This window comes from Pseudocitrobacter cyperus, from assembly GCF_039889165.1.
Taxonomy (GTDB): Bacteria; Pseudomonadota; Gammaproteobacteria; order Enterobacterales; family Enterobacteriaceae; genus Pseudocitrobacter; species Pseudocitrobacter cyperus.
Genome location: NZ_JAYMYY010000006.1, coordinates 178,070 through 204,157, shown reverse-complemented (window position 1 = coordinate 204,157; position 26,088 = coordinate 178,070). Strand labels below are relative to the sequence as shown.

25 protein-coding genes and 2 tRNA genes are annotated in these 26,088 nt (G+C 53.6%); 13 read left to right on the top strand and 14 right to left on the bottom strand.

What is annotated here, in order from left to right; translation table 11 throughout:
• Nucleotide 1 precedes the first annotated feature (1 nt).
• Nucleotides 2-1,141 (bottom strand): UDP-4-amino-4-deoxy-L-arabinose aminotransferase, encoded by a 1,140-nt coding sequence (gene arnB, locus VSR74_RS18740; RefSeq protein WP_347796112.1) that lies wholly within the window; start codon nucleotides 1,139-1,141, stop codon nucleotides 2-4.
• A gap of 329 nt (nucleotides 1,142-1,470) precedes the next feature.
• On the opposite strand from arnB, the gene VSR74_RS18735 reads away from it, so the two are divergent.
• From VSR74_RS18735 to VSR74_RS18720, 4 genes are all read left to right on the top strand, one after another.
• Complete coding sequence (locus VSR74_RS18735; protein ID WP_347796111.1) at nucleotides 1,471-1,725, top strand: histidine kinase; 255 nt, start codon at nucleotides 1,471-1,473, stop codon at nucleotides 1,723-1,725.
• Nucleotides 1,726-1,867: 142 nt separating this feature from the next.
• On the top strand, nucleotides 1,868-2,098 hold the full coding sequence (yjdI, locus tag VSR74_RS18730; RefSeq protein ID WP_347796110.1) for a 4Fe-4S mono-cluster protein YjdI: 231 nt from the start codon (nucleotides 1,868-1,870) through the stop codon (nucleotides 2,096-2,098).
• A gap of 17 nt (nucleotides 2,099-2,115) precedes the next feature.
• Entirely contained in the window at nucleotides 2,116-2,388 is a 273-nt protein-coding gene (locus VSR74_RS18725; RefSeq protein ID WP_347796109.1) for a GNAT family N-acetyltransferase, read from the top strand.
• A 173-nt stretch (nucleotides 2,389-2,561) separates the two neighbouring features.
• Nucleotides 2,562-2,903 (top strand): hypothetical protein, encoded by a 342-nt coding sequence (locus VSR74_RS18720; RefSeq protein ID WP_347796108.1) that lies wholly within the window; start codon nucleotides 2,562-2,564, stop codon nucleotides 2,901-2,903.
• Between the two features lie 117 nt (nucleotides 2,904-3,020).
• Here the strand turns inward: VSR74_RS18720 and VSR74_RS18715 are convergent, their stop codons facing one another.
• The 4 genes from VSR74_RS18715 to VSR74_RS18700 form a co-directional block, all read right to left on the bottom strand.
• Nucleotides 3,021-4,199, bottom strand: a complete 1,179-nt coding sequence (locus tag VSR74_RS18715) for a cytochrome c biogenesis protein DipZ (protein WP_347796107.1) — start codon at nucleotides 4,197-4,199, stop codon at nucleotides 3,021-3,023.
• 99 nt (nucleotides 4,200-4,298) lie between these two features.
• Nucleotides 4,299-5,639: an ATP-binding protein gene (locus VSR74_RS18710; protein ID WP_347796106.1), complete on the bottom strand. Its 1,341-nt coding sequence runs from the start codon at nucleotides 5,637-5,639 to the stop codon at nucleotides 4,299-4,301.
• Nucleotides 5,636-6,367 carry a response regulator gene (locus tag VSR74_RS18705; RefSeq protein WP_347796105.1) on the bottom strand — a complete coding sequence of 244 codons (732 nt, stop codon included), beginning with the start codon at nucleotides 6,365-6,367 and terminating at the stop codon, nucleotides 5,636-5,638. Before VSR74_RS18705 ends, VSR74_RS18710 begins: the two co-directional genes overlap by 4 nt.
• Before the next feature lie 10 nt (nucleotides 6,368-6,377).
• The gene (locus tag VSR74_RS18700; protein WP_347796104.1) at nucleotides 6,378-7,394 is read right to left on the bottom strand and encodes an alpha/beta fold hydrolase; all 1,017 of its coding nucleotides are present in this window, start codon (nucleotides 7,392-7,394) and stop codon (nucleotides 6,378-6,380) included.
• Between the two features lie 636 nt (nucleotides 7,395-8,030).
• Here VSR74_RS18700 and ypdK point away from each other — a divergent pair.
• On the top strand, nucleotides 8,031-8,102 hold the full coding sequence (gene ypdK, locus VSR74_RS18695; protein ID WP_108473772.1) for a membrane protein YpdK: 72 nt from the start codon (nucleotides 8,031-8,033) through the stop codon (nucleotides 8,100-8,102).
• A 50-nt stretch (nucleotides 8,103-8,152) separates the two neighbouring features.
• Here ypdK and alaC read toward each other — a convergent pair whose 3' ends face one another.
• Nucleotides 8,153-9,394 carry an alanine transaminase gene (gene alaC, locus VSR74_RS18690; protein ID WP_347796103.1) on the bottom strand — a complete coding sequence of 414 codons (1,242 nt, stop codon included), beginning with the start codon at nucleotides 9,392-9,394 and terminating at the stop codon, nucleotides 8,153-8,155.
• A 386-nt stretch (nucleotides 9,395-9,780) separates the two neighbouring features.
• Here alaC and VSR74_RS18685 point away from each other — a divergent pair, with 386 nt between their 5' ends.
• Entirely contained in the window at nucleotides 9,781-11,478 is a 1,698-nt protein-coding gene (locus tag VSR74_RS18685) for a sensor histidine kinase (protein ID WP_347796102.1), read from the top strand.
• Nucleotides 11,479-11,489: 11 nt separating this feature from the next.
• Entirely contained in the window at nucleotides 11,490-12,227 is a 738-nt protein-coding gene (locus VSR74_RS18680) for a LytR/AlgR family response regulator transcription factor (protein WP_347796101.1), read from the top strand.
• A gap of 57 nt (nucleotides 12,228-12,284) precedes the next feature.
• Here VSR74_RS18680 and glk read toward each other — a convergent pair whose 3' ends face one another.
• Nucleotides 12,285-13,250, bottom strand: a complete 966-nt coding sequence (gene glk, locus VSR74_RS18675; protein ID WP_347796100.1) for a glucokinase — start codon at nucleotides 13,248-13,250, stop codon at nucleotides 12,285-12,287.
• A gap of 224 nt (nucleotides 13,251-13,474) precedes the next feature.
• Between glk and VSR74_RS18670 the strand changes: the two genes are divergently transcribed.
• The gene (locus VSR74_RS18670) at nucleotides 13,475-14,713 is read left to right on the top strand and encodes an ion channel protein (protein ID WP_347796099.1); all 1,239 of its coding nucleotides are present in this window, start codon (nucleotides 13,475-13,477) and stop codon (nucleotides 14,711-14,713) included.
• On the opposite strand, the gene VSR74_RS18665 is transcribed toward VSR74_RS18670, so the two are convergent.
• Complete coding sequence (locus VSR74_RS18665) at nucleotides 14,710-16,371, bottom strand: alpha-keto acid decarboxylase family protein (RefSeq protein ID WP_347796098.1); 1,662 nt, start codon at nucleotides 16,369-16,371, stop codon at nucleotides 14,710-14,712. The genes VSR74_RS18670 and VSR74_RS18665 overlap by 4 nt on opposite strands.
• Nucleotides 16,372-16,544: 173 nt before the next feature.
• On the opposite strand from VSR74_RS18665, the gene mgrA reads away from it, so the two are divergent.
• Both mgrA and VSR74_RS18655 read left to right on the top strand, forming a co-directional pair.
• Nucleotides 16,545-17,534, top strand: a complete 990-nt coding sequence (gene mgrA, locus VSR74_RS18660) for an L-glyceraldehyde 3-phosphate reductase (protein ID WP_347796097.1) — start codon at nucleotides 16,545-16,547, stop codon at nucleotides 17,532-17,534.
• 136 nt (nucleotides 17,535-17,670) lie between these two features.
• Nucleotides 17,671-18,000: a DUF2502 domain-containing protein gene (locus tag VSR74_RS18655; RefSeq protein ID WP_347796096.1), complete on the top strand. Its 330-nt coding sequence runs from the start codon at nucleotides 17,671-17,673 to the stop codon at nucleotides 17,998-18,000.
• A 47-nt stretch (nucleotides 18,001-18,047) separates the two neighbouring features.
• Here the strand turns inward: VSR74_RS18655 and VSR74_RS18650 are convergent, their stop codons facing one another.
• Nucleotides 18,048-19,289, bottom strand: coding sequence for an Nramp family divalent metal transporter (locus VSR74_RS18650; protein WP_347796095.1), 1,242 nt, complete (start codon nucleotides 19,287-19,289; stop codon nucleotides 18,048-18,050).
• Nucleotides 19,264-19,326, bottom strand: a complete 63-nt coding sequence (locus VSR74_RS23340) for a hypothetical protein (protein WP_459349929.1) — start codon at nucleotides 19,324-19,326, stop codon at nucleotides 19,264-19,266. Before VSR74_RS23340 ends, VSR74_RS18650 begins: the two co-directional genes overlap by 26 nt.
• Nucleotides 19,327-19,622: 296 nt before the next feature.
• On the opposite strand from VSR74_RS23340, the gene nupC reads away from it, so the two are divergent.
• On the top strand, nucleotides 19,623-20,810 hold the full coding sequence (nupC, locus tag VSR74_RS18645; protein WP_347796094.1) for a nucleoside permease NupC: 1,188 nt from the start codon (nucleotides 19,623-19,625) through the stop codon (nucleotides 20,808-20,810).
• Between the two features lie 51 nt (nucleotides 20,811-20,861).
• Here nupC and VSR74_RS18640 read toward each other — a convergent pair whose 3' ends face one another.
• The 3 genes from VSR74_RS18640 to VSR74_RS18630 all read right to left on the bottom strand — a co-directional run bounded on the left by VSR74_RS18640 (nucleotide 20,862) and on the right by VSR74_RS18630 (nucleotide 23,423).
• Nucleotides 20,862-23,045 (bottom strand): sensor domain-containing phosphodiesterase, encoded by a 2,184-nt coding sequence (locus VSR74_RS18640; protein ID WP_347796093.1) that lies wholly within the window; start codon nucleotides 23,043-23,045, stop codon nucleotides 20,862-20,864.
• A gap of 186 nt (nucleotides 23,046-23,231) precedes the next feature.
• Nucleotides 23,232-23,307, bottom strand: a tRNA-Ala gene (locus tag VSR74_RS18635).
• 40 nt (nucleotides 23,308-23,347) lie between these two features.
• Nucleotides 23,348-23,423 (bottom strand) — tRNA-Ala (locus VSR74_RS18630).
• A gap of 217 nt (nucleotides 23,424-23,640) precedes the next feature.
• Here VSR74_RS18630 and VSR74_RS18625 point away from each other — a divergent pair.
• Together VSR74_RS18625 and VSR74_RS18620 are read left to right on the top strand one after the other, a co-directional pair.
• Nucleotides 23,641-24,000: a YfeC-like transcriptional regulator gene (locus VSR74_RS18625; RefSeq protein ID WP_347796092.1), complete on the top strand. Its 360-nt coding sequence runs from the start codon at nucleotides 23,641-23,643 to the stop codon at nucleotides 23,998-24,000.
• Nucleotides 24,001-24,008: 8 nt separating this feature from the next.
• Nucleotides 24,009-24,410, top strand: coding sequence for a YfeC-like transcriptional regulator (locus tag VSR74_RS18620; protein WP_347796091.1), 402 nt, complete (start codon nucleotides 24,009-24,011; stop codon nucleotides 24,408-24,410).
• A gap of 61 nt (nucleotides 24,411-24,471) precedes the next feature.
• On the opposite strand, the gene gltX is transcribed toward VSR74_RS18620, so the two are convergent.
• Nucleotides 24,472-25,887: a glutamate--tRNA ligase gene (gltX, locus tag VSR74_RS18615; protein ID WP_347796090.1), complete on the bottom strand. Its 1,416-nt coding sequence runs from the start codon at nucleotides 25,885-25,887 to the stop codon at nucleotides 24,472-24,474.
• Nucleotides 25,888-26,088: the final 201 nt, after the last annotated feature.

Below are 26,088 nucleotides of genomic sequence, written 5' to 3'. Positions count from 1 at the left end.
CTCAACGTCTCGCCAGTTGATGGAGTGCCGCCAGAACGCGGGTCGTGTCGTCATGAGTCATATCCGGGAAAAGAGGGAGGGAACACATTCGCTCGCTATTCCATTCGCTGTTCGGCAATACAAGGCCGGGATAACGTTCGCGGTAATATTTCTGTGTATGCGCAGCGCGAAAATGGAGCCCGGTGCCAATGCCCATGGCTTTTAGTTGCTCCATTAATTCATCGCGATTAATTCCGCATAAGGTTTCATCGACCCGAATAATAAATAAATGCCAGGCATGCTGGTGCGGCCATGCCGGAAGAGCAAGCGGCTGGAAAGGCGTATCGGCCAGTTCATATAAATAACGCTGAGCAATTTCCCGGCGCTTTTGATTCGCCTGCGGTAATTTCGTCAATTGCACTCGCGCCAGCGCCGCGTTGATATCCGCGAGGTTATATTTGAAGCCCGGAGTTATTACCTCTGCCTGTGGCGCGCGGCCATGGGTTTGCCTGTCGAACGCATCAACAGCGAGGCCGTGGAATTTCAGGCTGCGGATCTTCCGCGCCAGTGTTTCATCGTCGGTGACAACCAGCCCGCCCTCTGCGCAGGTCATATTTTTGATGGCGTGGAACGAGAAAATTGCCGTCCCCGCACAGCCCACCGGCTGGCCTTTGTAGACCGTGCCAGCGGCATGAGCCGCATCTTCAATCACCGTAATGCCGTGGCGGCGCGCCACCGAATGGATGGCGTCGATATCAACGGGCGCGCCGGCATAATGCACGGGGATAATCGCTTTGGTGCGCGGCGTGATCGCGGCTTCAATCGCCTGCGGCGTCACCATCAGGGTATCGCGGTCAACGTCGATCATCACCGGCGTTGCGCCCAGCAGCACAATCATATTGAGGGTAGAAACCCAGGTCAGCGATGGAGTGATCACTTCATCGCCAGGCCCGATGCCAAGCGCCATCAGGGTGACGTGCATGCCTGCAGTGGCTGAGCTGACCGCTATCGCAAAGCGGTTCCCCGTTAACGTACAGAATGCCTCTTCAAGCGCCTGGTTTTGCGGCCCGGTGGTGATCCAGCCTGACTGCAACACGGCCTTTATCGCCTGAAACTCTTCCTCCCCCATTGAGGGGCGAGAAAACGGTAAAAATTCATCCATTCTGAACACTCGCTGACATCGCTCTGCTGAGCCGGATAAGTGAGGCTCAGGATAGAGCGCTTGTATTAGCGCAACATTAAGAAGGCAAAATCTTCGCAGAAATAGTTTGCAGTTAAGTTAACCTCACTTAAACACTTTAAAATAAATATGATTACTTTCACTCGAAACAATTTGCAGGCTTAGTTTCCAGTGAGAAATATAAAAAGTGATTTTTGTCACCTTTTCTCCGGATAGGAAACATAGATTCTCCTTTTCATTTACAGTATGTTTATACTTCCGCGCAGTGAGATTTGTTATTCTTTAAATACACATTCTCCAGAGGGCAAGCTATGGAATGGCAGGTTATTGATATTGTCAAAACGCCACAACCTGATGTATTTTCGGTTATTACGCAAAGCGGTAAAATAAAAACCATTACCACCATAGAATCAGCATGGTTAATTCAGAAAGGTGATATTATATCGCCGACGCTTAATGCTACTTACTATATTAATAACAACCGAAGCCATACGATTAAAATCCTCTCCTGTATCTGTTTTTCCCCTGAAGCATGGGGTGCCAGCAAGAGGGGCGGCATCAGATGATAACCATTCCCAAATAACCATCATCACATATTGACGATTTTTGTTATATTCTGCAGATCAATCAGTAATTCCTTTCCCTCTCTCTGCCACGACACGCTATGATTAGCACAGCCAGTACTATTATTTGAATTGAGGCAATGTCATGGACAAAGAACTTCTGGACGCGGGATACCGGATCTATACCGGTGAAAAAATCGACGTCTATTTCAACACCAACCTGTGTCAGCACTCGGGCAACTGCGTGCGTGGCAACAGTAAACTCTTCAATCTGAAGCGCAAACCGTGGATTATGCCGGATAATGTTGACACGACTATCGTTCAACAGGTCATTGACACCTGCCCCAGCGGCGCACTGAAATACCGAATCAAATAACCCAAAGCGAGAAAATCATGGACATTCTGGAAGGTAACAACCGTTTTTACGTTAACGATGCCGACGGGAATCTACTGGCGGAGGTCGTTTTTGTGCCGACAGGCGAACATTTGGCCATTATTGAGCACACCGATGTCGACCCCGCTCTTAAGGGTCAGGGCGTTGGCAAGAAACTGGTGGCAAAAGTGGTAGAAAAAATGCGCCAGCAAAACCGCAAAATTATCCCCCTGTGCCCCTTCGCCAAACACGAGTTTGATACCACCCCGGAATACGCCGATATTCGCGCTTGATGCCAGCGCTCTGCGGAGCGCTTCTCTTTTCTGCCCACGACACAGATCCCAAAACAACAAAAAAACCGCCCTCCCAAAATCAAAACCCTGTTTTAGTTGACTGACATCAATTTTGTAAACTTTCCGTTACGGTAAAAAACGCCCCCAACATAAGAAAAACCTTACTCAAGACCATGAAAAAACTGTTTTTTATTACCGTACTGCTTGCACTTTCGTCACCCGCCGTGGCGCTTAACTTCAACTCCACCGTACTGAAACTGAAATGCCCTTCGCGCGGTCTGATAGAAATCACACTGCATGCCTTTGGTCATATCTCGGAACTGTGGAAGGGGCACTATTACGTGGGGTCGGGGCACGAGATGCATAACGGAATGGAGTATTTTAAATTCAGCAATGGCGATACCTTAATGCATCACCCGGAGACGGATAAATTCACGTTTTATTTTGCGAAAAGCCACAAATTAAAGGCCTGTAAAAAATTATCTGAGCATCCCATAAAGGTCGCTTTTAATTAAGAGAAAAGCGACGAAACGGCAGCGGAAATTTCCGCCGTTTCGCCACTCGTTTCTACACTATCGCCGATGCCGGATGGCGGCATAAATGCCTTATCCGGCCAAAAGCGCTCTACTCTTTTAGGCTTTGCTCTCTTTGAGTAGCGTTGCGATTGCCGCTTCCTGTTGGTCGTAATTCCCCTCGCCAAAAAAGGTATAGCGGAGCTGACCATGGGCATCGAACAGGTAGTGCGCAGGCCAGTAGCGATTACCAAAAGCGCTCCAGATGCGGTAGTTGTTATCCATCACCACCGGATAATCGATTCCCCATTTTTTTACCGCCGCTTTCACCGCATCCGGTTGTTTTTCATGGGGATACTCTGGCGTGTGAACGCCTATGACCGTCAGCCCCGGATATTTCCGCGCCCACTCGCGCACGTGCGGCAGAGTGTGCTGGCAGTTGATGCAGTCGAAAGTCCAGAAATCAACCAGCACCACTTTCCCCTGCAGCGCATCTGGCGACAACGGTGTGCTGTTGATCCATGCAGTGCCGCCCACAAGCGGCGGCAACTGGCTGCTCGGCGCACGGTCAACCGCGGGTTGTAAGCGAACAGGCGTTTCTGGCAGATACCCCACCAGCCGTTGTTCCAGTTGTTGCGAGAAGGCCGTTGCGCCCTGGATCACGCTGGTCGTGCAGGTGGCTATCAGCGCCACCGAAGCCAGCATCGCTACTCCCGCCCCCTGACGCAGACGTTCAACGACGGCCGTTTTCGCTCGCAGCCAGTGCATAATGCGTTTGCCACTTAGCCACAGCAACGCCAGCATCGCCGCACAACCGCTGCCATAAGCCGCCAGCAGCACGCTGCCGGAGACCGCGCTCCCCTGCAACAGACTCACGCTGAGAATGGCCCCCAACACCGGCCCGGCGCAGGGTGCCCACAGCAGCCCGGTGGCAAAGCCGGCCAGCAACGCAGCAGTCAGGCCACGGTTCTGGTTGCTTTTATCATTCACCTGATTGCCCAGGCGAACCAGCGGATCGGCCAGCCACTGGGCCACTCTCGGTGAAATCAGCGACAGCGCCACAACCGTCATAAAGATCAGCGCCAGCCAGCGCCCCGCTGTTGCCACCTGCGCGACCCAAACGCTGGTAACGGCGACCAGAGAAGAGACCAGAGTAAACATCAGCACCATGCCGGTTAGCATCGCCGCCAGATGACGTTTCTGCCCTTTTACGCTGGCAAATAAGAATGGGATAACGGGCAACGTACAGGGGCTTAGAAGCGTCAGCATGCCGCCGACAAACGCAATGAGAATCGCCATTTTACACCTCACCTTTTGATGGCCTGAATATCAGGCAGTGAAGTGATTTAAGCGCAGAGATGTATACCGGGTATGTCGCCCACGCGCCGTTTTGTCAGCCTATTTATCAGCGCCCACAGGAGATACAGAAGGATACAGAGACAGCGGTAAGGACAGCGTCACCGCCAGCCCGCCACAGGGACGGTTAGCCAGGTTCAGCCGTCCGTGAAGCTGCGCCGCCAGTTGCGCGGCAATCGCCAGCCCCAGCCCGGTTCCGCCCGTATGGCGATTGCGCGAGTTTTCGATGCGATAAAAGGGTTGCAGCACCGCCTCCTGCTCATCCTCGGGGATACCGGGGCCATTATCCAGCACGCGAATTGCCAGCCACTGCCCGTCATCAGGCAACAGATGTAGCTCGGCTTCACCGCCATACTTCAGCGCGTTATCCAGCAGATTAGTCAGAATGCGCCGCAGCGCCTGGGGGCGAGTCTCCAGCAACGGCGAGGCCTGTGCGGGGAAAAAGGCGACAGCCCTGCCCGTGTCCGTATAGTCACAGACGAGGCTATCGAGGAAAGCGTTGAGATCGAGGCGATGCTGCGGCTCCAGCAGCGGCTCAGCGCTGCGGGCATACGCAATGCCCTCGCGCACCAGCCGCGTCATATTATCCAGATCCAGAAACAGCTTCTCACGCAAAGCGGGCTCCTGCGCCGTCTCCACGCGCAGCTTCATCCGGGTGATGGGCGTTTGCAGGTCGTGAGAGATGGCGGCAAGGATCTGCGTGCGCTCCCGAAGATAGTGCTGGATACGCGCTTGCATCGCATTAAAAGCACGCGCAGCCTGCTGTACCTCTTGTGGGCCCTGCTCGCTCATCGCCTGAGGCTCTGCCGCCGCAGGCTCCAGCGTTTCTACTGCGCGGGTAAAGCGCGAAAGCGGACGCACCACCTGACGCACCGCAAGCCAGGCGCACAGCAGCAGTAACAGTGGCTGGACAATCAGCACCACCGGCAGCCAGCGCGCCAGCGCAGGCAACTGCGGGCGCATATCGATGGTCAGCGGCGAGCCGTCGCTTAAGCGTAAATGCGCCTGGATATGCTCGCGTGGGCCAGCAATTTCGCTCATCGTTATGTGATACCGCTCGCCCAGCGCTTCCTGTAACGAGGCCACAATGCTCCTGGAGCGCCAGCTATCGGGGACAGGGCCGGGCTCTCCAGCATCGGTCTGATAATGGTAATTCCCCCGCGCCAGACGCGGCAGCCAGGCGGCGCGTTCATTTGCCGGAAGACGATCGAGGATCGCCACGCTGGTCGCTACATCGTAGCCAAGGTTAGAGAGCATCACGCTGCGCGCGCTGCTCATCCGTTCATAAAGCAGGAGCGCAAGCGTGAGGCCGTTAGCCAGCAGTAGCCCGGCCAGCACCAGCAGCACCAAACGGTAGAGTAATGTTTTTGGCCATAATTTCACTGGCGAATTTCCACCGGCATCGCCAGCACATAGCCTTCACTGCGCACGGTTTTGATATAGGCGGGTTCACGCGCATCATCGTTCAGCCGCTGGCGCAGGCGGCTTACCAGCAGGTCTATCGAACGTTCAAACAGCTCCGCATCGCGTCCCTGAGTCAGGCTCAGTAACTGGTCACGGTTGAGCACCCGCTGCGGGTGATCGAGAAAAACCCGCAGCAGGCGATACTCCGCTCCGCTCAGCGCCACAATCAGCCCCTCATCATCAAGAAGATGACGGGCCGCTGTATCCAGTTGCCAGCGTCCAAAGGCGATGAGCCGCCCGGCATCAGTGACTTGCAGATTCGGCGGCAGCGCACGGTAGCGCCGTAAAATGGCTTTAATGCGCGCCAGCAGTTCCCGGGCGACGAAGGGCTTCACCAGATAGTCATCAGCCCCCATTTCCAGCCCAAGAATACGATCCGCATCATCGCTGCGCGCCGTCAACATGAGCACCGGCAGGTTTTTATGACGGTCGCTGCGCAATTCACGACACAACGTGAGCCCGTCATCGCCCGGCATCATGATATCCAGCACCACCAGATCCACCTGGTGGTGGGTAAGGTACGCGCGCATCTCTTTGCCATTCGCCGCCCCTGTTGCGCGGTAGCCCGCACTATTGAGATAGTCGACGACCAGCTCGCGGATATCGCGGTCGTCGTCCACCACCAGCACCGAGTCGATATGATCCATTCGCGCTCCGTTACAGTTTGTCGGCGTCGATAACCGCCTGGGTGAACGCCGCCGGGTCTTCCTGCGGCGGGTTATGACCAACATTGGCACTGAAAGTGCGGTGCTCATATTTACCGGTAAATCGGGCGGCGTAAGTTTTCGGATCCGGGTGCGGCGCGCCGTTTTTCCCGCCCTCGATGGTAATGGTCGGCACGGTGATGGCAGGCAGCGTCGCCAGCTTCTGTTCATACTGGTCATATTTTGCTTCGCCCTTCTCCAGCCCCAGACGCCAGCGATAATTACTGATGGTGATGGCGACGTGATCCGGGTTATCCAGCGATGCCGCGCTGGTATTGAAGGTTTTATCGCTAAACTTCCAGCCCGGCGAGGCCTGTTGCCAGATGAGTTTGGCGAAATCGTGAGTGTTTTTCGCATAACCCGCTTCCCCGCGCGGCGTGGCGAAATAGAACTGATACCACCACAGCAGCTCTGCCTGCGGCGGCAGCGGCTGCTGGCCGAGTTTCTGGCTACTTATCAGATAACCGCTCACCGAAACCAGCGATTTCACCCGCTCCGGCCACAACGCAGCCACGATATCCGCCGTCCGTGCCCCCCAGTCAAACCCGGCAAAATCCGCTTGTTTAATTTTCAGCGCGTCCATCAATGCCACAATATCCGCCGCCATGGCTGACGGCTGGCCGTTACGCGGCGTGGTTGCGGATATAAAGCGTGTGGTGCCATAGCCGCGCAGATGCGGAACGATCACCCGAAACCCCTTACTGGCAAGCGCAGGCGCGACTTCCGCATAGCTATGAATATCGTAGGGCCAGCCGTGAAGCAAAATCACCACCTGCCCGTCACGCGGGCCGATGTCGACATAGCCAATATTGAGGTCGCCTGCGTTAACCTGCTGTATTTTATTAAATTCGCTGGCGTAATCCTCCGCTGCCAGCGCCGGAAGCGCAGGAGCGAGCAACGCCGCAAACAGAAGAGCTGATTTTACCGTTTTGTTTTTTAACAACCGAACTGGGGTGGCCGACGTATTCATTTTTTTCTCCTGCACACGGGCATGGATGGGAGTGGGAAAAAAAAGCAAAAACGATAGTGAGCGAAGGAATTATAGTGACTAAATTTCAACCAACCGGGAAACACTGGAACTATTTTTATTTCGCCTTATCGCCTGACTATAAAAACAGCCGCATGTGTCGCAGTTATTCCACCGTATCCCCTTTTTTGCCTGCCGCTGTATCCTGCCCTGCGCCAGATACAGTGTGATACAAAGTGGCGGCAGTTCACGTCAGCCGTCGCCGGTTGCGGAATTTGTCGCATAAAGGGCAACTGTCAGCAGGCGGGAGACGCCCTATCGCCCCCTCTTTTCCTTCAGGAATTAACCATTAAATCAATAGGGTTTACTTAGATTACATCTGAAAAAAAGCCCGTCGCCGAAAACGAATATATTACCCTGAGAAATTAATGTGTCGTCGATTCACGACAGTTATAAGTAACTAAAAATTAATAAGAAAAGTGCAACTTGCCACCCTTAAAAATTAAGCGTACATTAGCGCCATCTGGAGCAGAAATGCACCGAATTCAGGGGTGATGCCAGTGTGCGTCAGCTCACAAGTCAAAGCAGGTCATATTTTCGTTAAAGCGTATAAACGTGAAATACGCGGAGAGATGAGTCGTGAAATATCTATTTATGGGTGTGTCGTTTATGGTCATCGTTTGGGCCGGTACATTTGCCCTGATGATTTAGTAAAAAAACAGGAGCCAAAAGGCTCCTGTTTTTTTATGTCTGTTCGCGCTTTATGATTCCGCGCTTTCAGCACCGTGCTTTGCGCCTGAAGGCAGCAGGCCGTCAGCGCGGAACATGGCTTTAATCCCCCGCACCGCCTGACGAATACGATCGCGGTTTTCAATCAGCGCAAAGCGCACGTGAGTGTCGCCGTAGTCGCCGAAGCCGATCCCCGGCGAAACGCAGACTTTAGCCTCCTGCAGCAGCTTTTTCGCAAACTCCAGCGAGCCCATCGCGGCATACGGTTCCGGGATTTTCGCCCACACGTACATGGACGCTTTCGGGCATTCAACCATCCAACCGGCTTCATGCAGCCCTTTCACCAGCACATCGCGACGGCGCTTATACTGAGCGGCAATATCGTGGACACACTGTTGATCGCCCTCTAACGCGGCGATAGCCGCTACCTGCAACGGCGTAAATGTACCGTAGTCGTGATAGCTTTTGATACGCGCCAGTGCGTTCACCAGCGTTTTGTTGCCGACCATAAAGCCGATGCGCCAGCCCGCCATGTTGTAACTTTTCGACAGGGTAAAGAACTCTACCGCCACATCGCGTGCGCCCGGCACCTGCATAATCGATGGCGCTTTCCAGCCGTCATAAACGATATCGGCATAGGCCAGATCATGCACCACCAGCACATCATAGCGTTTCGCCAGCGCGACCACTTTCTCGAAAAATTCCAGTTCGACACACTGCGCTGTCGGGTTTGACGGGAAGCCGAGGATCATCATCTTCGGTTTCGGGTAGCTTTCGCGAATGGCGCGTTCCAGTTCGTTAAAGAAATCGACACCTTCAACCAGCGGCACGGAACGCACCTGTGCACCGGCAATCACCGCGCCATAGATATGAATGGGGTAGCTAGGGTTCGGCACCAGTACGGTGTCGCCATGATCGAGCGTTGCCAGCATCAGGTGCGCCAGCCCCTCTTTTGAACCAATGGTGACGATCGCTTCGCTTTCCGGGTCGATCCCGACGTTATAGCGATCCTGATACCAGCGCGAAATAGCACGACGCAGGCGCGGTATCCCGCGCGAGGTGGAATAGCCATGCGTATCCGGCCGCTGGGCGACGGTACAGAGCTTTTCAACGATGTGCGGCGGGGTCGCACCGTCCGGGTTCCCCATGCTGAAATCGATAATATCTTCGCCGCGCCGACGCGCAGCCATTTTTAGTTCAGCGGTGATGTTGAAAACATAAGGGGGTAAACGATCGATACGCGTAAAACGGCGTTCAGGACTGGATTCAGCCATAGGTTCCTCAGATTCACGTTAGCGCCCGGACCGTCCGAGCGACGCTGCCACGACAGTGGCGTGTTTAGAAAATAACCTGAAAAAAAACAGTCTGTCGAGAGGCTGGAGAAAAAATAGTTTTCGCGGCTAAATGAGGAAGGTTAAAAAAATCATTAAAACACCAGGTACCCATCCCGATATCTTAAAAACAATAATTTAACTTTTATGTATCTTGCTGTTTTCATAAGAGCGCATTAACTGTCAGCCTTTGCCCATTATTTAGCATGCTAATCGATTATCCCCTTTTAAAAGCAGGGTTTTTCCTATTTCCCGTTTCCGGGCTTTCAACTGGTCATCTGTCCCCGGGTTTCTTATCATAAGACTTTCCTGACAAACCCGGCGTCCCCATGCACGAAATATTCAATATGCTGATGGCGGTTTTCGACCGCGCAGCGCTGATGCTGATCTGCCTTTTTTTCCTGATCCGCATCCGTCTTTTCCGCGAACTACTGCATAAGACGGCTCATACGCCGAAAGAGTTGCTGGCCGTTACCGCGATCTTCTCAATGTTTGCCCTCTTCAGTACCTGGTCTGGTGTGCCGGTGGAGGGCTCGCTGGTCAACGTGCGTATTATTGCGGTGATGTCCGGCGGTATTCTGTTCGGCCCGTGGGTCGGCGCTATCGTGGGACTTATCGCCGGGGTACATCGTTATCTGATTGATATTGGCGGCGTTACCGCCATTCCCTGCTTTATTACCAGTATTATCGCCGGGCTGCTTTCCGGCTGGATCAGTGTGAAAACACCGAAGGCGCAGCGCTGGAAAGTCGGTATTCTCGCCGGAATGCTGTGCGAAACCCTGACCATGATTCTGGTGATCGTCTGGGCGCCGAGTACCGCGCTGGGCATCGATATTGTATCGAAAATCGGTCTGCCGATGATTTTAGGCAGCGTGTGTATTGGGTTTATCGTTCTGCTGGTGCAGAGCGTCGAAGGGGAAAAAGAGGCCAGCGCCGCGCGCCAGGCCAAGCTGGCGCTCGATATCGCCAACAAAACCCTGCCGCTTTTTCGCCATGTAGACAGCGAATCGCTGCGCCAGGTGTGCGACATTATTCGTCAGGATATTCACGCCGATGCGGTCGCCATAACCAATACCGATCACGTACTGGCCTATGTTGGCGTTGGGGAGCACAACTACAAAGACAGTAGCGATATCATCAGCCCCACGACCTATGAAGCGATCCGCAGTGAAAAGATCATCATCAAAAACAATGATGAAGCTTATCGAACCCCGGAAATCCACTCTATGCTGGTGATCCCCTTGTGGGAGAAAGGCGTCGTGACCGGAACGCTGAAAATCTACTATTGCCATGCGCACCAGATCACCTCGTCATTGCAGGAGATGGCCGTCGGGCTGTCGCAGATTATCTCCACGCAGCTCGAGGTTTCACGCGCGGAGCAACTGCGTGAAATGGCAAATAAGGCAGAGCTACGAGCCCTGCAAAGTAAGATCAATCCCCATTTCCTGTTCAACGCCCTGAATGCTATCTCTTCTTCAATTCGCATGAACCCGGACACCGCCCGACAGTTGATTTTTAATTTGTCGCGCTATCTGCGCTATAACATTGAATTGAAAGATGATGAGCATATCGACATCCGTAAAGAGTTGTATCAAATCAAAGATTACATCGCTATTGAGCAGGCGCGTTTTGGCGACAAGCTGACGGTCATCTATGACATCGACGACGAAGTCAACTGCGTGATCCCAAGCCTGCTGATTCAGCCGCTGGTGGAGAACGCCATCGTCCACGGTATCCAGCCCTGCAAAGGCAAAGGCGTGGTGACCATCAGTATCACCGAAAGTGGAAACCGGGTGCGTATTAGCGTGCGCGATACCGGCCATGGGATCGACCCGAAGGTGATTGCCCGTGTCGAAGCCAACGAGATGCCGGGAAATAAAATTGGCCTGTTGAATGTCCATCACCGGGTAACATTATTGTATGGCGAAGGGTTGCACATCCGCCGCCTGGAGCCGGGCACCGAAATCGCGTTTTACGTTCCTAATGCGCGCACGCCAGTGACCGCCCCCGCAACCCTGCTGCCGTAACAGGAGAAAATATGAAAGTCATCATTGTCGAAGATGAGATCCTGGCGCAACAGGAGCTGACCTGGCTGATTAAAGAACACAGCCAGATGGAGATTGTCGGGACGTTTGACGACGGCCTCGATGTGCTGCGTTTTTTACAGCACAACAAAGTGGACGCGATTTTCCTCGACATTAATATTCCCTCGCTGGATGGCGTGCTGCTGGCGCAAAGCATCAGCCAGTTCGCCCATAAACCTTTTATCGTGTTTATCACCGCGTGGAAGGAGCATGCGGTGGAAGCCTTCGAGCTGGAAGCATTTGACTACATCCTGAAACCCTACCAGGAGTCGCGCATTATCAGCATGCTGCAAAAGCTGGAGAACGCCTGGCAGCAGCAGGCAGGAGGAGGCGCCAGCGCGCCGGGTAACGCCGCCCGCGAAAATGACACCATCAATCTGATTAAAGATGAGCGCATTATCGTTACCAGCATCAGCGATATTTACTACGCCGAAGCGCACGAAAAAATGACCTTCGTGTACACCAAACGCGAGTCTTACGTGATGCCCATGAACATCACTGAGTTTTGCAGCAAGCTTCCGGCAACTCACTTTTTCCGCTGCCACCGTTCCTATTGCGTAAATCTGGATAAAATCCGCGAAATCGAGCCATGGTTTAATAACACCTATATTCTGCGCCTGCGCGACCTCGATTTTGAGGTGCCCGTTAGTCGCAGCAAGGTAAAGGAATTTCGCCAGTTGATGCATTTGTAAGGCACCACAGAATGGCCTAACCGGGCGGCGAAACCCACCCGGCGGCAGAACGGAGAATTACAGAATGTGCCCCAGCGTCTGGCGCAGGTGTGCCCCAGAGCCCAGCAGACCAGGGTTGTCGTGGACGATCAGGTAAACCGGAATGTCCTGCACGTAGGCTTTAAAGCGCCCTTTATCTTCAAAACCGCCGCGGAAACCAGAGGCTTTAAAAAATTCAAGGAAGCGCGGCACAATGCCGCCCGCAATGTAGACGCCGCCAAACGTGCCCAGCGTCAGCGCCAGGTTGCCGCCAAAGCGACCCATAATGACGCAGAAGAGCGACAGCGCGCGGCGACAGTCGATGCAGCTATCATCGAGCGCGCGTTGCGTGATGTCCTTCGGCTGTAAGTTTTCCGGCAGTCGGCCATCCGATTTCACTATCGCCCGGTAGAGATTAACCAGCCCCGGCCCGGAAAGTACGCGCTCAGCGGAGATGTGGCCGATTTCACCACGCAGCTCTTCAAGGATAATCCCCTCTTCTTCGCTGTTTGGCGCGAAATCGACGTGGCCGCCCTCACCCGGCAGGCTCACCCAGCGCTTGTCGACGTGAACCAGATGCGCCACACCGAGCCCCGTCCCCGCGCCGTAAACGGCAATCGGTTTGCCCTCAATGGGTTGCACCCCGCCGAACTGGATCAGATGCTCTTTTTTCAGCATCGGGATCGCCATCGAAACGGCGGTGAAGTCGTTGATAATCTCCAGATGGGTGAAGCCGAGATTTTTTTTCATTTCGGCAATGGAGAAAGCCCAGGTGTGGTTGGTCATCGCCACCCAGTCGCCGGTAATTGGACAAGCAATAGCGATACACCCGTCTTTCACCTCAACCTGCTGCTCGTCGAGATAAACGCGAACCACCGCTTCGAGGCTGGGATAATCAAGGCCCGAGTAGGTTTTCGCCCGGGAGATTTCGCCGCTGGTGATATCACACAATGCCAGGCGGGCATTGGTGCCTCCAACGTCTCCTGTTAATGCAAACTTTGTCATTCCGTTACGGCTCCGCTAAAGTCAGAATAATTCTTTATTACAGAGTAAATTCATGGCGCTTTAACAACAATGACGATTGTGTGAGCGCCCCAGGATTATCGATCTCCGTCACATAATTTGCCCCCTGCGCCGTCATTCGCCGTATCGTTTCAGCACCAATTGCGCTGAAGATGTACGCAGAACCCGGCAAAGTGATACTCGCTTTTAGCCAAAAGGAAATCATTATGCTCCACCCGCGAGCCCGAACGATGCTGTTACTCGCCTTTCCGGCGGTGATTATTGGTATCGTCGCCAGTCTGATTTTGATTGCGGTGATGAAAATCGCCTCTGTGTTACAGCATCTGCTGTGGAGCAGTCTGCCGGGCGCACTCGGCGTCTCCTGGGATTCACCGTGGTGGATAGTTTCCATCCTTACTCTGACGGGCGTCGCCGTGGGGCTGGTGATCCGCTTCAGTCCAGGGCACGCGGGGCCAGATCCTGCCACTGAGCCGCTCATCGGCGCACCCGTTCCCTCTCATTGTTTGCCAGGGCTGATTATCGCCCTGGTGCTCGGCCTGGCGGGCGGGGTAAGCCTCGGGCCGGAACATCCCATTATGTCAGTCAATATCGCGCTGGCAGTGGTGCTGGGGGCGCGCTTTTTCCCGCGCGTTAAATCCCTTGAGTGGACGATCCTCGCTGCCGCCGCAACTATCGGCGCGCTGTTCGGGACGCCCGTCGCCGCGGCGCTGATTTTCTCGCAAACCCTGAATGGCAATAACGATGCCCCGCTGTGGGATCGCCTGTTTGCCCCGCTGCTTGCCGCCGCGGCCGGTGCGCTGACCACCAGTCTCTTTTTCCAGCCGCACTTCTCTTTGCCCATTCCTCATTATCAGCAGATGCGGCTCCTCGATATCTTCAGCGGCGCGGTCGTCGCCGCCATCGCCATCGCCGTCGGGATGGTGGCGGTGTGGTGTTTGCCACGTCTGCATGCGCTGATGCATCGCTTAAAACATCCGGTGCTTATCCTCGGCGCGGGGGGATTTTTGCTCGGGCTGCTCGGGATAGCAGGCGGCCCGGTGACGCTGTTTAAAGGGCTCGATGAGATGCAGCAACTTGCCTTCAGCCAGACGCTGACCAGTAGCGATTTTATGCTGATTGCGGCGGTGAAACTGGCGGCGCTGGTGATTGCCTCCGCCAGCGGCTTTCGCGGTGGGCGCATCTTCCCGGCCGTATTTGTCGCCGTGGCACTGGGGTTGATGCTTCATGCCCATGTTGACGCCGTTCCGGCGGCGATCACCGTCTCCTGTGCGATTCTGGGGCTGGTGCTGGTGGTGACGCGCGATGGCTGGCTGAGTCTGTTTATGGCCGCCGTGGTGGTACCGGATACCACGCTTCTGCCGCTGCTCTGTATTGTGATGCTGCCCGCCTGGCTCCTGCTGGCGGGCAAGCCGGTGATGATGGTTCAGCGCAACAGCAAGTCTTAACCCTTGCTGTTGCGCGTCTCCAGCGCCTGTGTCACCGCGCGAAGCAGGTCAGGAATGTCCTGCTTCGGCAATACAACTTCCACCAGCGTTAAACGCTCACAGCGGGTGGCCTGAGCTAACACATCATCCAGTTGTACGCTCTGCGTCACCCGCCAGCACTGCGCCTGACTATCAAGGTTCAACGCCTGCGGCAGTTGAGTCCAGTTCCACAAACTAATATCGTTATACCGTTCTTCCGGGCCGTGGATCGCCCTCTCCACCGTGTAGCCATCATTATTGAGTAGCAGGATCAGCGGCCGCTGTCCGTCACGCAGCATTGACCCCAGTTCCTGAATCGTAAGCTGGGCCGCGCCATCGCCGATAATCAGCACCACGCGGCGCTCCGGACGCGCAGTCTGTGCGCCAAAAGCCGCGGGTAGCGTAAAGCCGATAGAGCCCCACAGGGGTTGTACAATGAGTGACGCATCGCTGGGAAGTTTTAGCGCCGCCACGCCAAACGCTGCCGTTCCCTGATCGCCCAACAGAATGTCACCGGGCTGAAGATGTTTTTGTAAGGTTTGCCAGAAACGCGCCTGGGTGAGGTCGCCCCCCTTTCCGGCGGCAAGCGGCGCCACCGTGCGCGTTTCGGTTTGCCACTTCGCCGAGAGTTCATGACTCACGGCAATCAACGCCTGCGTCGCCTGGGCGATGGGGATGCCGCTGAACCAGCGCTCCCCCACACGAGCGGCAAACGGTTGAAGGGAGATGGATTTTTTATCAGGGATTTTGTGGGTAAACCCGGCGGTGGTGGTATCCGTAAAGCGTGTGCCGATACAGATAATCGCCTCAGCCTCTTCAATCGATTCCCGCGTTTGCGACAAACTCGCCGCACCGCTGTAGATCCCCATAAAGCCCGGCTGCTGTTCATCGAACAGGCCTTTTCCCATCAACAACGAAGCATGAGGGATCGGCGTTTGCGCCATCCAGTCACGCAAGGTTTTTTGCAGGCCAAAGCGCAGTGCGAGAAAATCCGCCAACAGAGCGACCCGATGGCAGGGCTGTAGCAGTTCCCGAACGGCCTGAGTAAAGCGGTTAATCTGGCCGTCATTGATTGCCGTTTCGTTGAAAGTGAGAGCGTTTACAGGACGGCTGGTCGGCGCTTTTGCCACATCCGCTGGCAGCATCAGATATCCGGGGCGACGATGCCTGATCATTTCCGTTAATACGCGGTCGATCTCGTCGGTGGCATTACGCACCGTCAATCCCCCCTGCGCCACGGAGATGGGGGCGCTCATCTGGCGGAAGTGATCAAATTTGCCATCGCCCAGCGTGTGGTGCAATAGCTCCTGATTTCGCTGCGCCCCGGTACAGGGCGCGCCGACGATGTGCAGCACGGGGACATACTCTGCAAAGCTTCCTGCCACACCATTTAGCGCACTTAACTCCCCCACGCCATAGGTGGTCAGCAGCGCCCCACAGCCCTGTACGCGGGCATAGCCATCGGCGGCATAGGCCGCGTTGAGTTCATTCGCGCAACCAACCCAGCGTAATGCAGGATGCGCAATCACATGGTCGAGGAACTGTAAGTTGTAATCCCCCGGCACACCAAACAGATGGCTCACGCCGCAATCCGCGAGGCGATCCAGTAGATAGTCCGCAACAGTGTAAGACGTTTGCATGATAAGCACCCTTTCGTCACTAACCCTCATCTGAGTATTGAAGAAGCGCTTCGGCTGTCCAGATGAATACGAAAATGCTATTGGAAAGTTAATTTTACAGGCGGCAGGCATATACGGCAGCGTGAACTTTGCGTAGTGTAAACGTATACACCCCTGACTAATGCGGAGGAATTATGGTTTACCAGGCAAATCCCGCGCGCTATCAAAAGATGGAATACCGTCGCTGCGGCGCGAGCGGGCTCAAACTTCCGGCTATCTCTTTAGGTTTATGGCACAACTTTGGCGATGCCACGTTGATTGAGACCAGCAGGCAACTGCTGCGCCACGCCTTCGATCTGGGTATTACCCATTTTGATTTAGCCAATAATTACGGGCCGCCGCCGGGCTCCGCAGAAAGCAACTTTGGCCGCCTTTTACGGGAAGATTTTTTGCCTTATCGCGATGAGTTGATTATCTCCAGCAAAGCGGGCTACACCATGTGGGATGGCCCTTACGGCGACTGGGGCTCGCGAAAATATCTGATTGCCAGTCTCGACCAGAGCCTTAAACGCATGGGGCTGGAATATGTCGATATCTTTTACCATCATCGCCCGGATCCCGACACGCCGCTGGCCGAAACGATGCGCGCGCTGGATCACATTGTGCGTCAGGGCAAAGCACTGTACATCGGGCTTTCCAATTATCCGGCGGAGCGTGCGAAAGAGGCGCTTGCGATCCTCAACGATCTGGGCACCCCCTGCCTGATTCACCAGCCAAAGTATTCGATGTTTGAGCGCTGGGTTGAGGAAGATCTGCTCGATTTGCTGCAACGGGAAGGTGTTGGCAGTATCGCCTTCTCACCGCTGGCAGGCGGGCAACTCACCGACCGCTATCTGAACGGTATTCCGGCCGATTCCCGCGCCGCCAGCGGTAGCCGCTTCCTTAACCCGGAACAGCTAACGGCAGAGAAGCTCGCAAAAGTGCGCCAGTTAAATGAGATAGCCGAACAGCGCGGGCAGAAACTGTCGCAAATGGCGCTGGCCTGGGTTTTGCGTGACGAGAAAGTGACGTCGGTGCTGATTGGCGCCAGCAAAACCGCGCAACTGGACGATGCCGAAGGCATGCTGAATAACCGGCAGTTCAGCCCCGAGGAACGTGCCGCCATAGACGCTATTTTAGGTTAGCGCAAATTAACAGCACTTTTAGCAAAAAGTGCTGTGCCTTCTGATTTAGGAGTTACCCCGATGATACGGATATTTACTTGTTCGTAATATAGGGTTAACAGGCCGCATACGGCCCCGATCGTGAAGGAGATAAAGTATGTTCAGGTCACTGATTCTGGCGGCAGTGTTGATGTTTTCAGCAGCCCCGCTGATTGCCAACGCTGGCGAAATCACCCTGCTGCCATCAATAAAATTACAAATTGGCGATCGTGACAATTACGGTAACTACTGGGATGGCGGCCACTGGCGCGACCGTGGCTACTGGCATCGTCACTATCAATGGCGTGACCGCGGCTGGCATCGCCATGATAATGGCCGACATCGCGGCTGGGATAATCGTAAAGCTTACGAGCGCGGTTATCACGATGGTCGCCACGATGGGCGTGGCCGGGGCCATGGGCACGGCGGACGCGGTCATCGTCATTAAACCTCGAATTAAAAAAAAGGGTTTCTGCTATGCAGAAACCCTTTTTTCTAGAGCCCCAGCAGCGTTCCTGCCAGCAGCCAACCATTCAGCGCAACCACCAGGCCCACAATCACCCACCCGGTACGTTTGACCAGCGTCGAGTTGACCAGATCCCCCATCAGTTGGGCATTGCTGGTAAAGACCAGCAACGGCACCAGCGCCAGCGCAATCCCGAAGCTCAGCAGCACCTGGCTCATCACCAGAATGCGGGTTGGATCCATGCCCATCAGGATCACAATGAACGATGGCAGCATCGTCACAGTACGGCGTACCCACAGCGGAATATGGAAGCGAATAAAGCCCTGCATGACCACCTGCCCTGCCAGCGTCCCTACCACGGTGGAAGAGAGCCCGGCGGCAATCAGACTCAGGCCAAAGATGGTGGCGGCAGCATGGCTCAGCAACGGCTCCAGCGTCAGGTAAGCCTGATCAAGATCGGCAATTCCCGTGTGTCCATTGAAATGAAACGCCGCTGCGGCAGTGGCCATCATCGCCAGGTTGACGAATCCGGCGATGGTCATGGCGATAGCCACATCCCAGCGCGTGGCGTTATAGCGTTCACGCGCGCTTCCGCCATGCAAATTTTGCGTCAGCGAGGAGTGCAGATAAATAACGTGCGGCATGATGGTCGCACCCAGTACGCCCGCCGCAAGGAAAACGGCTTCTGAGGTGGGCAGCGAAGGGATGATCATCCCTTTAGCGAGCGGCGCCAGCGCAGGCTGGGAAAAAATCAGTTCGACAATATACGCCGCGGCAACAAACAGCAGCAGCCCGCCGATAACTTTCTCCAGCGGTTTTTGCCCGCGACGTTGCAGCATCAGAATCAGGAAGGTCGCAATCCCGGTTAATATGGCCCCCTGAAGCAGGGAGATACCGAGGATCAGCTTAAAACCAATCGCCGCACCAATAAACTCCGCAAGGTCGGTTGCCATGGCGATAATTTCCGCCTGTACCCAGTAAAACCACACCACCGGCCTTGGGTAGTGATCGCGAATTTGTTCCGCGAGGTTTTTCCCCGTGGCGATACCGAGTTTTGCAGAGAGCACCTGAATCAGCATCGCCATCAGGTTAGCCCAGACCACAACCCACAGCAGTTGATAGCCGAAGCTGGCCCCAGCCTGAATATTGGTCGCAAAGTTACCCGGATCGATATACCCAATGGCGGCAATAAATGCGGGCCCCATCAGCGCAAGCCTCATCCGGCGCGCTGTACGACTGCTGTTGTTACTTGCCACGCGACTGTTCGTCATTCTCTGCCTCAAAAACATAGCCTTTGCTATGTTTCATGCTATCAAAATGCGAATGATTATCAAGTTCATTTGTGACGGTGATAATAATTGCTCTGATAGCTCGAACCAATAGCCGGACTGGAGGATGGGGGGGTTTGGTATACGCTTAGTAAAGGTTAGTACATCCAACAAACTTTTAACACATTTACTTAACATAACAAAAATGTATGTTCGATCACTAATTTTGAGTTTGCTCACAGGTTCTGAATATAGTGCGACGTTGATCTCGTTTTATTTACTTACGTTACATAGAATGTGCAAGAAAATTAAACCTGCCTCATATTTGGAGCAAATATGGACCGCGTTCTTCATTTTGTCCTGGCGCTTGGCGTTGTGGCGATTTTAGCGTTGCTGGTCAGCCATGACCGCAAACAAATTCGTATTCGTTATGTAATTCAGTTACTTGTCATCGAAGTTTTACTGGCCTGGTTCTTCCTGAACTCCAACGTGGGCCTGGGCTTTGTGAAAGGCTTCTCCGAAATGTTTGAAAAACTGCTCGGGTTTGCCAACGAAGGGACTAACTTCGTCTTCGGCAGCATGAACGATCAAGGCCTCGCCTTCTTCTTCCTGAAAGTGCTGTGCCCAATCGTATTCATCTCCGCGCTGATTGGTATTCTGCAACACATTCGCGTACTGCCGATTGTCATCCGCGCGATTGGCTTCCTGCTCTCCAAAGTCAATGGCATGGGTAAACTGGAATCTTTTAACGCCGTTAGTTCGCTGATCCTGGGTCAGTCTGAGAACTTTATCGCCTATAAAGATATCCTCGGCAAAATGTCCCGCAACCGTATGTACACCATGGCGGCGACCGCAATGTCTACCGTGTCGATGTCCATCGTCGGCGCATACATGACCATGCTGGATCCGAAATATGTGGTGGCGGCGCTGGTTCTGAACATGTTCAGCACCTTTATCGTCCTGTCTATCATCAACCCCTACCGCGTTGATGCGAGCGAAGAAAACATTCAAATGTCTAACCTGCACGAAGGCCAGAGCTTCTTCGAAATGCTGGGTGAATACATTCTGGCTGGTTTTAAAGTGGCGATTATCGTTGCCGCCATGCTGATTGGCTTCATCGCCCTGATTGCCGCATTGAATGCGCTGTTTGCTGCGGTGCTGGGCATCTCCTTCCAGGGCATCCTGGGCTACATCTTCTATCCGATTGCCTGGGTGATGGGTGTTCCGGCCAGCGAAGCGTTGCAGGTGGGCAGTATCATGGCGACCAAACTGGTTTCCAACGAATTTGTGGCGATGATGGATCTGCAGAAAGTGGCCTCAACGCTCTCTCCGCGTGCCGTCGGTATCATCTCCGTATTCCTGGTCTCCTTCGCTAACTTCTCCTCTATCGGCATCATCGCGGGTGCGATTAAAGGTCTGAACGAAGAGCAAGGCAATGTGGTTTCCCGTTTTGGCCTGAAACTGGTTTATGGTTCTACGCTGGTGAGTGTCCTGTCGGCGTCGATTGCAGCGCTGGTGCTGTAACGACAACAGGGTATTTCCGCTTTATCAACCGGGGCAATTGCCCCGGCTTTTTTATTTCTTCAGTTCACTGAGCGGCGCAGGTTTGCCAATCAAATAGCCCTGCAAATAGTCGACGCCGAGAGCGAAAAGCATCGATTTCTGTTCTTCTGTTTCGACATACTCCGCAACCAGCGTCAGGTTCTTCACCTTCGCCATATCGCAAATCGACTTGACGATGAGTTGATCCATTTTCTCAGCCACAATATCTCGCACGAAGCAGCCGTCAATCTTCACAATATCCGCCTCCAGCCGTTTCAGACGCTCGTAGTTGGCGTAACCGGTACCGAAGTCATCAATGGCAATGAGGAAACCGTAGTCGCTAAGCTGCCGGATATTGTGCAGACTATTTTCCGAATCGGAGAAGGCTTGCTCTTCCGTCACTTCGATGGTGATTTTCTGCGCAGCGACATGATAGCGTTTCAACAGCGCGATGATTTCATCAGCCGCCCCCTTCTGCATCAGCGTAAATGGCATCAGATTGAGAGAGAAACGCTGTCCAGGGTAGTGTTTCATCTTGCTAAACAGCGTTTCTACGACCCGCATATCAAAGCGATAGCTGAGGTTAAACTGAGTAATAATCGGAATAAATTTATCCGGCATAATCAGTTCGCCGTCGCACTGCAGGCGACTCAGAATTTCGTGATACCCCTTCCCTTCTTTATCCACGATAGGCTGGGCGTAGAGCAGGATACCGCCGTGCGCCAGCGCACGCTTAACTCGGTTGAGCATCATGACCCGTTCCGTAGTAAATCCAGAGATAGCCTCCTCGCGGCTATCCAGCGCCAGCACCTGATGCGAACTGCAGGCCTGTTCAGAGAGCCAGCTCAATTGCCCCAACGTATGGTGCAACTGGTTCTCTTCTTTACCGTCAATCACCCCCCATGAGGCGCCAAACTCAAGATCCATCACATGATTGTTCCAGTTAATCTTATGATTATTGAGGAACTCAACGATATGGGTCAGGCGCGCTTCCGTTTCCGGGCCAGTAAGAACCAACAACAGCTCATTACCCGGGATCTGGAAGAGCTTCTCGTCGCTGGTCAGTAGGGGTTGCAGATTCCGCGTAATTGCGCGCTTGCAGTAAATCCGCATCATCATGCCGTAATGGCGGCTCAAAAATTCGAGATTATCAATACGCAGGCAGCATACGGTGGCCTGCTGATGCTCTTTCAAATAGAGTTCAAATTCTCGCAGGTTGGGCAGCCCGGTTAGGGGATCAATTAAGGCCTGATCATGCCATTTACGCTTCAGCGCCTCGCCACGGGCGTAAATCTGCACCATGTAGAGAATGCAAATGGTGAAGGAAATCAGCACCGACAGCACAAAAGCGACCGAGTAAGCACTCAAAACGCCAAACAGGAAGTGTTTATTATTCAATACCAGCAGGAACGCGGAAACAGACCAGATCAGGACGATCAACACACTGCTCAGGCGGCTAATCCCTGCGAAAAACAGAATAAATATAATGGGAACCAGATAACCGGCAATGTACTTATTTTCATAAGGAGAGCACAGAACACTGAGTATCGTAACCAGCCCCAATAGCCAGTAGAGTACAAAGGTGCGGTTGCCTGATGTCAAAATAGTCGTAACGTGGCGATGCCAGAAGCCAATGGCATAACGATAGTTCAGGAGCATCCGTAGCGGATAGTAGAACAGCGGCGTAAATATCAGCGATGCGCAAATTAAACTTTGAACATCCACAACGCCATAAACCAGCGAGCTGGTCGAAAAATAGTTGGCGACGTTAAGCGGAAAGTGCAGATAGCAGCCCATTAGATACATCGCGCCTTTGATAAGCGCCGGGGCGATAAAGCCAATCCAGAAAACCACCATCCCCATATGAAATTTTGGCAGTCCATAGCGCCAGCGTTTGCCGATAATCCAGCGTAACATTGAGCAGGAAACGGTGACACCCAGCATCTGACAGAACAGCAGCACGCTTGCCTGGAATGATGTGAGTTCTACCACTACGCTGTTGACCACCATAAAACTGATAATCAACGGCAGTATGGCATGACGACCAAAAAGCAACGTTATAGCGAAACTGGCGCTCAGCGGCAGCCAGGCCAGATAGACAGCCGCTCCATCAACCACAGTTTTAGGCGAGACATAGCGAGCAAACGGAATTGCGATTAAAGAGAGCGCTAATGCAACGAAAAACTTGCGCGATAAAATATCGATTTTAAATCTCATTAGTTGTCAGAACTGCATCCTTGTCATCCGAACTATAACCCTGAGTGATACTATGGGCATTATTCGAGCGAATCAAGGTTGAGGAGCAGGAAATCCCGTCTTATTTGGGCGGAATACGACAATATTAGTAGATGGTTTAGGAAGGGTATAAACAAAAAACCCCCGCCACAGGCGAGGGTTTAAATTTGGTGGAGCTAAGCGGGATCGAACCGCTGACCTCTTGCATGCCATGCAAGCGCTCTCCCAGCTGAGCTATAGCCCCGACGGTGCTTTTACGTTCCAAACCTGATGGGAGCAGGATTTGGTGGAGCTAAGCGGGATCGAACCGCTGACCTCTTGCATGCCATGCAAGCGCTCTCCCAGCTGAGCTATAGCCCCAACGTAAAGCGTGTCGTGTTGACGGGCGGCATAATATGAATTCCGCCGCAAAGTGTCAACGGCAAAATGCCGGGCTCGCAGCTAATCGCTGAAAAAGCAAACAGATGAACAACATTTCGAGCACGCTCGCAGAGAGAAGTTAAACCTGTCACGCTTTCTTTTAAAATGATGCTATAACATGAACTCGTAATTTCCACACTGCGATTCAGGAAATAGCATGCTCAAGGAACGAATGACACCGGAAGAAATCGCCAATGTGACCGGTTATAGCCGGCAAACCATTAATAAGTGGGTGCGCAAGGAAGGCTGGCAAACATCGCCGCGCCCTGGCGTTCAGGGTGGAAAAGCGCGCCTGATTCACATCAACGATCAGGTTCGGGAATTTATCTACAGCGCACAACGCGCTTCCGACACAACCGCAACCTCCACCGCGCAGAGTGTGCACGATAACGTGTTTCACGGGCTGTTACTGAATCTGGCGCAAGAGATGACGCCTGAAGAACAGAAACAACTCACCTCGCTTCTGCTGCGTGAAGGGATCAGCGGCCTGCTGCAACGTTTGGGTATTCGTGGCTAATGATCGTGATGAAAAAACTTAAAGATAAAATGTCTACCGACGAACTGGCGCGTTGTCTGGGAATGACTCGTCAGACGATTAATCGTTGGATCCGCGAACAAAGCTGGCAAACCGAACCGATGCCGGGCGTAAAAGGTGGCCGGGCGAGACTGGTGCATATCACGCCACAGGTTCGCGCGTATCTGGCGAACACGCCTGCCCTGCTCGAAGATGATGATTTTAATACACAGATTGCAGAACCGGCCAAAACCTATTCAGCTAAAGAGTCGGATGTACTCTGGCAGCAAATTAGCGATACCTTGCAGGTAATGACGCCGGCGGAGATGGAAAGGCTGAATGTTCTGCTACGTCGGGAAGGTATTTGCGGGTTCTTGTCGCGACTAGGGATCGCATCCGGAAAGACCGCATAACAACGGTGTTGATACTCATACAAAAAAACGGGCTTTCGCCCGTTTTTTTGTTTTGCGGCAATTACTGCTGGCTTTCACGCTCAGCAATAAAGCCCAGCGCTTTGTTAATACGCTCAATACTGCGGGCTTTACCAATCGCGTGAACGGTAACGTCCAGCGCCGGTGACTGCCCTGCGCCGGTCACCGCAACGCGTAGCGGCATACCGACTTTACCCATACCGACTTCCAGTTCATCAGCGGTTGCCTGAATAGCGTGGTGAACGTTTTCCGCGCTCCAGTCGCTGATAGCGGCCAGTTTATCACGCACAACTTCCAGCGGCTGACGCGCTACCGGACGCAGATGTTTCTTCGCGGCATCCGCGTCAAACTCGGCGAAATCTTCATAGAAATAGCGGCAGCTCTGCGCCATCTCTTTCAACGTCTTGCAACGCTCGCCCAGCAGTTTCACCAGTTCAGCAAGCTGAGGCCCCACGCGGGTATCAATATTTTCCTGCTCAATATGCCATTGCAGATGTGTTGCAACATATTCCGCCGGGAGATTGTTAATGTAGTGGTGGTTCAGCCACTGCAGTTTTTCAGTATTAAAGGCGCTGGCCGATTTGCTGACCGCGTTCAGGGTGAAGAATTTAATCATCTCTTCACGGGTGAAGATTTCCTGATCGCCATGAGACCAACCTAAACGCACCAGATAGTTCAGTAACGCTTCCGGCAGATAGCCGTCGTCGCGATACTGCATAACGCTTACCGCACCGTGGCGTTTGGAGAGTTTTTTACCATCGTCGCCGTTAATCATCGACACGTGTGCGTAAACCGGCACCGGCGCATTGAGCGCTTTCAGGATGTTGATTTGACGCGGCGTGTTGTTGATATGGTCTTCGCCACGAATAACGTGGGTAATTTCCATATCCCAGTCATCAACCACAACACAGAAGTTATAGGTTGGGGAGCCATCGGTACGGCGGATGATCAGATCGTCGAGCTCCTGGTTGCTGAACTCGATAGGGCCACGGATCTGGTCATCGAAGATAACGGAACCTTCCTGTGGGTTAGCAAAACGCACGACACACGGTTCGTCATCTGCATGATGCTCATAGCTGTGGCGGCAGCGGCCGTCGTAGCGCGGTTTTTCGCCTTTGGCCATCTGCTCTTCACGCAGCGCTTCCAGGCGCTCTTTGGAGCAGTAGCATTTATACGCCGTGCCTGTTTCCAGCATTTCATCAATCACATTGTTATAGCGATCGAAACGTTTAGTCTGATAGTAAGGGCCTTCATCCCATTCCAGATTCAACCAGTTCATACCATCCATGATGGCTTCGATAGCTTCCGGCGTGGAGCGCTCGAGATCGGTGTCTTCAATACGCAGCACAAACTCACCATCGTGGTTACGTGCAAAAAGCCAGGAGTAAAGAGCAGTACGAGCACCGCCGACGTGCAGATAGCCTGTCGGGCTGGGCGCGAAGCGAGTTTTGATTTTCATTAAATGGCCTTACGTTTATTAAAGATGCCGACAACCGGCAAAACCTGAAACTAAGAAGGGCAATATTCTACCACTCCCGGACGAATCCTCAATGTTGATCCCTTATCACAGACGAAGTTAGCCGTTTTTGTTTAGAAATCATGCGTAAACGCATAAACCTTCCCCGCATTGCTTAATTTTACGACGAACGAACAAATTCTT